The following is a 10,056-nucleotide window of genomic DNA, read 5'->3' as shown; positions in this document are numbered from 1 at the left end:
TCGGCGCGGCGTTCTGGGGGCTGCTGGCCGGCGCGGCGACCTCGCTGCTATGGCGGCGCCCGCGTTGAGCAGGCGCCGCCCGTGCACTCAGCGCGGGTCGCGCAGCTGCAGTAGCCAATGCGTGGAGACGCCGGACGGACTGGGCAGCGGTTCGAAATCGAACTGGCGGTGCACCGCGGCGGCGGACTCGATGCGCAGCGGCAAGGTCACGTAGGCGGCGCGTCCCTGGCGCAGCAGGGTGGCGATGCGCTGGGTCTCGGCGGGGACCGCGTCGCTGGCGTACAGCTGCTCCAGCTCGCTGCCGATCAGTTCGGCGATCTCGCGCTGGAACAGCGTCGCGAAGGCCTCGTTGACGAAGGCCAGGCGACTGGGCCGGCCGTCGTTGCCGCGCTCGACGATCGCCACCGGCTCGCGCAGCCGCGACAACGAGGCCTCCAGCAGCGCGAAGTCCTGCTGGAAGCGCTTGCGTTCCATTAGTTCGATCAGCACCCGCAGGCTGCGCGCCGACTCCAGGCTCAACGGCGACCAGGGCCGCGCGCGGCCGCGCACGGTTTCCTGCCACAGGTCGAAGCTCTTGCGCGGCGACAGGCGCGAATTGGGGATGTCCTGCAGCTTGGACAGTTGCGGGTTGCCGGCCCAGTTGACCGTGCGCACCTGTTCGCGACGGGTCCACAGCAGCGCGCTGCGCGCTTGCGGCATCAGCGGCACGAAGATGAAGCCGGCCGCCAGCGGCGCCAGGTCGGCCAGATCCGGGAAGGTGTCGCCGATCTGGTCGGTGTGCAGCGCGCCGACCGCATCGTGGCGCAGCGCTTCGTGGTGGCTGGACTCGATCTGCTCGCGGATGCGCGCCAGGTCGGCGACGGCCGGCACGGTGCCGTGGCGGGTGACGTGCTCGCCGTGGAACACCGCCACGCCGTCGGCATCGACCACGTCGAGCAGGTCCGAGGCCATGTCGTCGAGCATGTCCGCGGTCAGCATCTCGGCTTCGTTGAAGTTGGTGATCAGCTTCTCGCGCACGGTCAGCAGCACCGATTCGATGCGCGCACGCGCCACGGCCGTCAGCGCGCCGATACGCCCGGCCAGCGCGCGGCTGAGCGCATCGGTGACGTCGCGCATCTCGTGGCTGCAGAAGTACGGGCGATAGTGGTGGCAGGCGATCAGCCCCCACAGCGCGTCGTTGACCACGATCGAGGCCACCAGGGTGGCGGTGACGCCCATGTTGGCCAGGTATTCCAGGTGCACCGGGGAGACGCTGCGCAGGCTGACGTCGCTCAGGTCCGCCGGCGTGCGCAGGCGCGGATGCAGGGTCGGCTGGATCGGTGCGGGCACGTAGCCGACGTCGGCGATCTGGCGCACCCGGTTGCGCAGGTACAGGGCGCGCGCCTGCGCCGGAATGTCGCTGGCCGGATAGTGCAGGCCGAGGTAGGACTCCAGCTCCGGCGCGCGCGCCTCGGCCACGACGTCGCCGTTCCACTCGTCGTCGAAGCGGTAGATCATCACCCGGTCGTAGCCGATCAGCGTGCGCAGGCTCTTGGCCGCGCGCTGGCAGGCCTCGTCGATGCTGTTGTCGGCCTCCAGCCGGCGCAGCATCGGGAAGGCCTCGCGCAAGGTGGCGTCGGCCAGCGGCGCGTCGCGCGGCTCCAGTTCCAGCAGCCACTGCTCCGGATACAGATGCCAGGCACCGACCCAGCGCTGCCGCGGCGGGGTGGCCCGGCCGGGGAAGTCGACGTCGGTGTAGGCCAGGTGGGTGCTCTCGGACACCTCGGTCGGCGCCTGCACCGCGAGCAATGCCTCGTAGCGCTGCCCGAGCACGTCGGTGAGCGGCATGTCGAGCAGGTCGGCGGCGGTGGTGCTGGCCTGCACGATGCGGCCATCGGCGGGTTCGATCACCAGCAGCACGCCGTGCGGCTGGATCGAACCGGGGATATGGATCGGCTCGCGCGCGCAGGCCTCCATGTCCAGCGGGGCGGCGGTAGCGCTCATGCGGCGGTCTCCAGGGCAAGGTGGGTGTGGAAGTGCGCGAACATCGCGCGTGCGCCGTCGACCGCGGCCTGGCGCAGGGCCGTGGTCGGCAGTGCCTGCTCCAGGCGCTGCTGGAAGCGCCGCCAGCTCGCCGGCTCGGCGTGGCCGAGCTCGAAGTAGGTCAGTGCCGGCGTCGCCTCGACCAAGGTCTGCCGCAGGTGCCGGGCGATCACCCGGCCGCCCAGGCGCGAGCCTTCGACCACGTACAGCATGCCCCAGCGGCCGCCATTGCCGTGCGCCGGCGGCGGCACTGCCGACGCTGGCGGCGGCGCATGCAGCGCGGCCAGATCCTGTTCGAGCAGCGCGGCACGCGGCTGGTAGCGCCAGTCGGCATCGCCGCTGGCATGCAGCCAGGCGGACTCGCGCCGTTCCCAGCCGGCGAGCACGGCGTGGTGGCGGCGCAGCACCTGGATGTAGTCGTCCACGGACAAGGCCGCGTGCATCAACGCGCGCATGGCCGGCAGGCGTTCGACGGCCTGGTGCTGCTGCGCGGTGGCCTCGCGCAGCAGGCGCGAGACGGTGGCGGGCGGAGGCGCGGCGGCCCCGTCGGGAAGCGGCATCATGACGGCGTGCGGTCTGAGGCAGCCTGGCAGGCCGCGACGGCGGATAGGCCACACAGCCTAGCATCATGAATGCGCGGCGCCAGGCGACACGCGCAGCGATGCGCCGGTTTGTCGCGCCTCAACCTGAGCGATTCATCCGCCGGCGCGCTGGGTCGGCGGTCCGGCGCCCTACACGGCTGCGGCGGCACGCTCGGGCAGGCGCGCGGCGCGCCAGGCCAGGACCCAGCCGAGCGCCAGCAGCAATGCGGCCAGCAGCCACGGCGCGCCGGGCAGATGCGCCGGGGCGTGGCGGCCGATGAACAGCGCGAACACCCACGTGTACAGCAGCGGCCCGACGATGCCGGCCAGGCTGACCAGGCTCATCAGCGCGCCCTGCACGCGGCCTTGCGCATCGGCGCCGACGTGGCGGGTGACGATCGCCTGCGCCGACGGCCCGGCCACCGCCCACAGCGCGCTGATCGGCACCCCGAGCAGAAACATCGCGCCGCTGCCGGCGACGCTGTAGATGGCGAAGCCGGCCACGCCGCAGCCCAGGCCGAACAGCAGCGCGCCGCGCTCGCCGAACCGGCGCACCACGCGCGCGACCAGCAGCGCGTTGACCACGATGCTGCACACCCCGACCAGGGCCAGCACCCAGCTCACCTGCTTGGGACCCCATTGATAGCGATATTCGGCGAACAGCACGAACACGCTGGGATAGACGTAGTGCGCCAGGTTGGCGAGGAAGATCACCGCGGCCAGCGCGAACACCTGCGGGTAGCGACGCAGCAGACGAAGCGCGCCGAACGGGTTGGCGTGCGCCCAGTCCAGGCGCGGGGTGCGCCGCTCCGGCGCCAGCGACTCGGGCAGCACCCACAGCCCGTAGAGGAAGTTGAGCAGGGCCAGCCCGGCGGCGAACCAGAACGGCGCGCGCAGGTGGTAGCTGCCGAGCCAGCCGCCGAGCAGCGGGCCGACCACGAAGCCGAGTCCGAACGCGGCGCCGATCATGCCGTAGGCCTTGGCGCGCTTGTCCGGCGCGGTGATGTCGGCGATGTAGGCGTTGGCGCTGGTGAAGCTGGCCGAGAAGATGCCCGACACCACCCGCGCCAACAGCAGCAGCGGCAGGCTCTGCGCCAGCGCCATCACCACGAAGTCCACGCCCAGGCCCAGGCACGAGGCCAGGATCACCGGGCGCCGACCGTAGCGGTCGGACAGCGCGCCCTGCAACGGCGAACTGACGAACTGCAGCGCGGCGAACAGGAAGCCGAACCAGCCGACCCACTTGGCCGCCGCGGCGAAATCGCCGCCGGTGAAGCCGCGCACCAGTCCGGGCAGCACCGGGATGATGACGCCGAAGGCCAGCACGTCGATCAGCAAGGTGATGAAGATGAAGATCAGGGCGGCGCGGCGGGTGCGCGCGGCAGGAGGCGAGGACGGCACGGCGACTCTCCGACGGACGCGGCAGTGTAAGCGGCGGCGTCGCGTTGCGGGGAACGGTGGGAGAGGTTGCGATGAAGTGGATGGCCGGCGATGCGACGCGGAAGCCGTGGGTCGGAGATGACCGGGACACGCTGGGGTGGTGGTGACGCCGCGTCCTTCCCATGCGCACGTCGTTGCGCACGGGAGATCACGGCGAAGTGTCGGCGCCGCTGCCTGCCGGAGCTGCGCGTCGGGACGTAAGTCCCTCCCATAAGGAGCCCGCAGCGCGCTTGCGATCGGCGGGCACGTCGCTGGGTGGGTCGAATGCGGTATGGCGACAGGCTTGGGGGCAGCGTGCGCCGGCTTAGGTCGAGCGCATCGGGCCGCCGTGTGCGCCATCACGTCGGGAGGCGCGTCGGGACGGAAGGGCACGTCCAATCGCCTGCTTTCGCCACAACCAACCGGATGCAGCACGCCCTGTAGGAGCGGCTTCAGCCGCGACGAAGCGTTCCCGGTAGAGCCCGTCGCGGCTGAAGCCGCCCCTACAGGGCACTGTCCGACGTTGTCAGAGGTGCCCTGAAGTCCCTCCCACAAGAAACATGGGGCACTGCGTATCGGCATGCACGACGGCTGGTTGGCCGAACGCGTCGTGGCGACGGACCGCGGCCAACGTTCGCCGGCGCAGGCCTGGCGAACGGAGACCACGGCCCGTGCCGTCACAGCGCGGCGACCGCGATGGTCTGCTGCAGGACGTGCTGCGCGCCCGGGGCCAGGTCGATCACGTCGGGGCCGGCGTTGGCCGCCTCCAGGCAGACGAACTGGCGCCAGTGCGCGCCGACGTCGGCCATCTTCTGCGCGCCGGCCTCGCCCGGGTTCCAGGCCACCAGGGTGCGGCTGCCGGCGGTGGCGATCTCGATGCGGCGCTGCAGGCCCGGGTCGCGCAGCGTGTAGCGGCCGCCGGCGCCAGTGTAGATGCGGTCGCTGCGGCCCGGATCGCGCGGATCCTGCAGGCTCCAGTCCCCGTGCTGGCGGTGCGGCGTGGCGTAGCCTTCGAACTTGTCCAGGTAGTCGAGGCCGTCCAGGCCCTGCACCCGCACCTGGGTGGCGTCGGCGACGCGGAAATAGTTGTGCAGCGCCTGGGTGAAGCGCGCCGGGGCGGTGCCGACGTTGTCGGTGATCAGGCGCTGCTCCAGGGTGGCGCCGATGTGCAACTGCATACGCAGGCGCAGCGGCAGGTCGTCGAAGTCCGGCGGCGCCAGGGTCAGCACGATGCTGCCGTCGGCCTCGCGGCGCGCATCGCGCAACTGCCACGGCACGGTGCGCACGAAGCCGTGCGCCGGCACGTCGTCGCGCTGGTCCTGGCGGCCGAAGTACGGCCAGCACACCGGAGTGCCGCCGCGGATCGGCGTTGGCGTGGGCTGCGCGCTCGGCGACAGCCACATCACGTCGGTGCCGCCCTTGGGCACGAACGACAGCAGTTGGCCGCCGAACAGGCTGATCGCGGCGGTGGACTGCGGCGTCTCCACCAGCAGCGAGGGATAACCGTGGAAGTCGCCTGTGCTCAGGCCGGGGATCTCGGACATGGGATGGATGCTCCGTGGCGCGGGGGTTTGGACGAAGGCCGGGTAGCGCGCCGGCACGCGGAAGCTGGTCGCGGGCTTGCCGCCGAACGGCGATGGCGATGGCGCGCCGGCAGGCACGGGTGCGGCCGGGGCGGCCGGCGTGGCAGCAGGCGTCTGGGTGGCCGGAACGGTCCGGGGAATGGCGGGCGCGGCCGGGGCCGGCGCTGCCGGCATGCCGGACGCCTCACGGCGTAGCGCATCGAGGATGCGTTGCCCGGCGCGGCCGTCGGCCGGCTGCAGGCCCAGGCGCTGCTGTTCGGCCTGGATCGCGCGGCGGGTGGCGCTGCCGATCATGCCGTCGGGCTGGCCGATGTCGTGGCCGCGCGCCAGCAGCAGGGTCTGCAATGCGCGCCGCTCGGGCCGGCCCAGGCCGGGGTCGTCGGTGGGCCAGGCGGCGGTCAGGCCGGGCTTGCCGCGTAGCTGGTCGGACAGCAGGGCGATCGCCAGCGCATAGCTCTCGGCGGCGTTGTAGGCGTAGATCGCGTCGTAGTTGCGGAACACCAGGAACGCCGGGCCTTGCGCGCCGGCCGGGAGCAGCACCGCGGCCGGCGTCTGCGGTGCCAGCGCGGGCAGCTCGAGCGCGCTGCCGTCGCTGGCGGTCAGCCCGCGCGCGCGCCAGTCGGACAGCGGCCGGCGCTGGGTGCGGCCGGCCAGGGCCGGGTCGAAGCCGGCCGGCAGCTTCACCTCCATGCCCCACGGCTGCCCGCTCTGCCAGCCGGCCAGCTTCAGGTAGTTGGCGGTGGAGGCCAATGCATCGGGGATGCTGGCGACCAGGTCGCGGCGGCCATCGCCATCGCCGTCGACGGCGACGCGCGCATAGGTGCTGGGCATGAACTGGGTCTGCCCGAACGCGCCGGCCCAAGAGCCGGTCAGGCCCTCGGGCTGCAGGTCGCCGGCCTGCAGCAGCTTCAGCAGCGCGAACAGTTCGCCGCGGAAGAACGGCTGGCGGCGGCCGTTGCACGACAGGGTCAGCAGCGACACCAGCAGCGGGCGCTTGCCGGCCAGGCGGCCGTAGTCGCTCTCCACGCCCCACACCGCGACCACGGTTTCGGCATCGACGCCGTACTGCTGCGCCACCCGCGCGATCAGGTCGTGGTGCGTGGCCAACAGCGCGCGGCCATCGGCCACGCGCTCGCTGTCCACCAGCGCTGCCAGGTAGTCCCAGATCGGCGTGGTGAATTCCGGTTGCGCGTCCAGCAGCGGCAGCACGCTCATGTCCGGCTGCACGTTCGCGGTGAAGCGGTCGAACGCGGTGGCGGTCACGCCGGTCTTGGCGGCAGCCGTGCGCAGCGTGGACAGGCAGCCGACGAAGGCGGGGTCGGGCGCCACCGGCGTCGGCGGCGCGGGCAGGGTCTGCGCGGCGGCGCAGGGCGCGGCCAGCAGCAGGGCCCAGGCGAAACGCATCATCGGAATTCCTCGCCAACGGCAGGCCGGACATCATAAACAACCGTGGGGAATGGGCGGCTCACGTGGTGTCGCAGCCGCGCTGTTGTAGGAGCGGCTTCAGCCGCGACGGGCTTTACAAGGAACGCCTCGTCGCGGCTAAAGCCGCTTGTGTCTTACTAGGCTTTATCGTTGTAGGTGAGAGCGGAGTGCGGCAGGCCGTTTAGCCGCAGTGCCAAACGAGCACGAGTAGGAGTCAGTGCCGCCGCACTCCGTTTCTCCTGCCTGATAAGCCCGAACAGTTGCCCGAGCCGCGAACTCGAACCTCACAAGCGTGGGCATCGGCAGGAGCGCTCTCGTCCCTGAGTCTACTGCGGAGAACGTCTATGCGGCGCTTTGTCGGAATCGATGTGGCCAAGGCCGAACTGGTCATCCATGTGCAGCCGGACGGACTGGCCTGGACCCAGCCCAACACGCTGCAAGGACGGCGTGAGTTGGTCCAGCGTCTGTCCACGATGGCTTGTGAGCGGATCGTGTTGGAAGCCAGCGGCGGCTATGAGACGGCGGTGCTGCGGGCTCTGCGCCAGGCCGACCTGCCGGCGGTGCGCATGTCTGCCCAGCGCCCGCGTGCGTTGGCCAACGCACTGGGCCTGCATGCCAAGACCGACGCCCTGGACGCGCGGCTGCTGGCCATCGCGGCTGAGCACATCCCGACCACGCCCACGACCGTGCTGCCAGAGCACCTGCAGCAGCTACGCGAACTGCTCGACCTGCGCACCACCGTGGTCGGCCAGCGCGATGCCCACCGGCGCCGCCTGGATCACATCACCAGTCCCGACGTGCGCCACCAGTGCGAGCGGGTCATCGCCCTGATGAATCAACAGATCCGGGCGCTGGACCGGCAGGTCGAGCAACAGGCCAGAACATGTTCGACCCTGCCCAAGGTCCCTGGGGTCGGAGCGATCCTGCGCGCCACCCTGGCCGCACGGCTGCCGGAACTGGGAACGCTGCCGCCGCGCAAGCTCGCCGCCCTGGTCGGGCTGGCCCCGTTCAATCGCGACAGCGGTGGCTGGAAAGGCCAACGCCGCATCACCGGCGGACGCGCCGACGTGCGACGGGTCCTGTACATGGCCACCTGGGCCTCCATCCGCGCCGGCTCCCCCTTAGCCAACACCTATGCACGCCTGAAGGCAGCAGGCAAGCCGTCCAAGGTCGCCATCGTCGCCTGCATGCACAAGTTCCTGCGCTGGCTCAATGCCATCGCACGCGATCAGGCCTCTTACCCGCCTCCCGTCATCGCTGCTGCATGACAGTTGACTCCTACAGGGTTGCTTGCGGCCGGTTGGCGCCCGCTCAATGCACGACGACCACGCGGTTGCGGCCGCCGCTCTTGGCCGCGTACAGCGCCTCGTCGGCGCGTTGCACCAGGCTGTTGGCATCGTCGCCGGGGCGCAGTTGGACCACGCCGATGCTCACCGTCGGTTGCAGCTCGGGAAACGCCAGCGCGGCCTGGGCGCGGAAGCGCTCACGGATGCGTTCGGCGATCGGGGTGGCCTGCGCCGCGTCGATCCCGGGCAGCGCGATCACGAATTCCTCGCCGCCGTAGCGGCCGATCAGATCGTCGCCGCGCAATTCCTCACGCAGCGCCTGGGCCAGCGCGCGCAGGCCGTCGTCGCCGGCGCGGTGGCCGTAGCGGTCGTTGAGCCGCTTGAAGTGGTCCACGTCCAGGAACATCAGCGCCAACGGTTGCCGCCGGCGCCGGGTGGCCTGCTTCAGCGCGGTCAGGCGCTCGTGCCAGGCGCGGCGGTTGAACAGGCCGGTCAGCGGATCCAGGTCGGCCAGCTGCCGCGCCTGGTCGCGGTCGCGGCGCAGCGAGGTGCTGCGCTCGGCCAGGCCCAGCGACAGCACCAGCGCCTCGAACGCGCCGGCGGCCAGTGCGGCCTCTTCGCTCCACGTCCAGTGCGCCACCATGCCGAAGCCCTGCAGGCTGCCGAGCGCGGTGACCAGCAGCAGCGGCGTCCAGCCGAGCAGGAACAGCCCGGCGTAGCGCGAGCCGCGCCACGCCGCCGCCACGGCGATGCCGAGCAACAGCGGTCCGCCGAGGATCAGCAGCGGGTTGACCAGCGCCCGGCCGAGCGTCTCCAGCCACGGCAGCGGCAGCAGCGCCGGCAGCGCGATCACCGCCACCAGCAGCGCGTAGCCGCGCAGCCAGCGCCGCGCGCGCGGCAGGTACTGCGCCAGGTCGGCGAAGCGTTCCAGGAACAGCACCGCCGCCACGATCGACGTGGTGACGCCCAGGCGACCCCAGAACCGTGCGGCCTGGCCGATCGTCTCCAGGCCCAGCGGATGCACCACGTAGCCGGTCTCCAGCGCCATCACCAGGCCGTAGCCGAGCACGTAGACGGCGTAGTACAGGAAGGTGGCCTCGCGCAGGCGCCAGGCGAACACCAACGCCATCGCCGCCATGCTCAGCATGATCGCGAAACTCAGGCTGGCGACCACCAGCCAGCGGCCGTCCTGGCGCAGGTAGTCGGACTCGCTGCGCAACTGGAAACGCAGCGCCGCGGCCATGACCCCGCGCTGGTCCACCCACAGCCGCAGCGGTTGCCCGGCGGGTGGGGCGACCTCGATGCGGAAGCCGAGACGGCCGTTGCCGGGCAACGCCTGCGGGTCGTCGCGCATCAACCAATGTTGCTGGGGCACCGCGCCGGCGGCCGGTGCGAACAAGGTGACCCGCTGCAATGCAGGACCGGGCACTTCCAGCACCCACGGCGCCGGCGGCCAATGGCCCTGCGCCGGCCACAGCAACACCCAGGCGCCGGCCTCGCCGCCTTGCAACGAGGTCAGCCGGGTCGGATCGAAACGTTGCAGGGCGGGATCGGTACGCGAGGGCGGCACCCCGCGGTCGGCCGCGACGACTGGACGCCAGGCGCCTTCCAGCGCCGGCATGGGCGCGGGTGCCGCCACGGCGCCGTGGCTGGCGAGCAGCAGGCAGCCGCACAGGAATGCCCAGCCATCGCGGCGCCAGCGGCGCAACCGGGCCAAGCGCGCGGTCCCCAGAAAAGACA

At 71.7% G+C, this 10,056-nt stretch carries 7 protein-coding genes (1 of these 7 cut by a window edge); 2 read left to right on the top strand and 5 right to left on the bottom strand.

Annotated elements, in window-relative coordinates:
* A protein-coding gene (locus AB3X07_RS01020; RefSeq protein ID WP_369941961.1) for a benzoate/H(+) symporter BenE family transporter crosses the window boundary here: on the top strand, nt 1-68 show its 3' portion. 1,120 nt of this gene lie to the left of the window's left edge; the window shows 68 of its 1,188 coding nt (coding positions 1,121-1,188); its start codon lies off the left edge, out of view; the stop codon is at nt 66-68.
* 19 nt (nt 69-87) lie between these two features.
* Here the strand turns inward: AB3X07_RS01020 and bphP are convergent, their stop codons facing one another.
* From bphP to AB3X07_RS01000, 4 genes are all read right to left on the bottom strand, one after another.
* Nucleotides 88-1,983, bottom strand: coding sequence for a bacteriophytochrome BphP (gene bphP / locus AB3X07_RS01015; RefSeq protein WP_369941959.1), 1,896 nt, complete (start codon nt 1,981-1,983; stop codon nt 88-90).
* Nucleotides 1,980-2,585 (bottom strand): biliverdin-producing heme oxygenase, encoded by a 606-nt coding sequence (locus AB3X07_RS01010; RefSeq protein ID WP_369941957.1) that lies wholly within the window; start codon nt 2,583-2,585, stop codon nt 1,980-1,982. The genes bphP and AB3X07_RS01010 overlap by 4 nt, the downstream gene beginning before the upstream one ends.
* Nucleotides 2,586-2,753: 168 nt before the next feature.
* A complete protein-coding gene (locus tag AB3X07_RS01005) occupies nt 2,754-4,004 on the bottom strand; it encodes a TCR/Tet family MFS transporter (protein WP_369941955.1) in 1,251 nt (416 codons plus the stop codon).
* Between the two features lie 695 nt (nt 4,005-4,699).
* Complete coding sequence (locus tag AB3X07_RS01000; protein ID WP_369941953.1) at nt 4,700-7,012, bottom strand: lytic murein transglycosylase; 2,313 nt, start codon at nt 7,010-7,012, stop codon at nt 4,700-4,702.
* 362 nt (nt 7,013-7,374) lie between these two features.
* On the opposite strand from AB3X07_RS01000, the gene AB3X07_RS00995 reads away from it, so the two are divergent.
* Entirely contained in the window at nt 7,375-8,298 is a 924-nt protein-coding gene (locus AB3X07_RS00995) for an IS110 family transposase (RefSeq protein ID WP_369941951.1), read from the top strand.
* 43 nt (nt 8,299-8,341) lie between these two features.
* Here the strand turns inward: AB3X07_RS00995 and AB3X07_RS00990 are convergent, their stop codons facing one another.
* The gene (locus AB3X07_RS00990; RefSeq protein ID WP_369941949.1) at nt 8,342-10,033 is read right to left on the bottom strand and encodes a sensor domain-containing diguanylate cyclase; all 1,692 of its coding nucleotides are present in this window, start codon (nt 10,031-10,033) and stop codon (nt 8,342-8,344) included.
* Nucleotides 10,034-10,056: the final 23 nt, after the last annotated feature.

It is taken from the genome of Xanthomonas sp. DAR 35659 (assembly GCF_041242975.1).
GTDB classification, from domain to species: Bacteria; Pseudomonadota; Gammaproteobacteria; order Xanthomonadales; family Xanthomonadaceae; genus Xanthomonas_A; species Xanthomonas_A medicagonis.
This window is presented reverse-complemented; position numbering and strand designations above follow the sequence as displayed.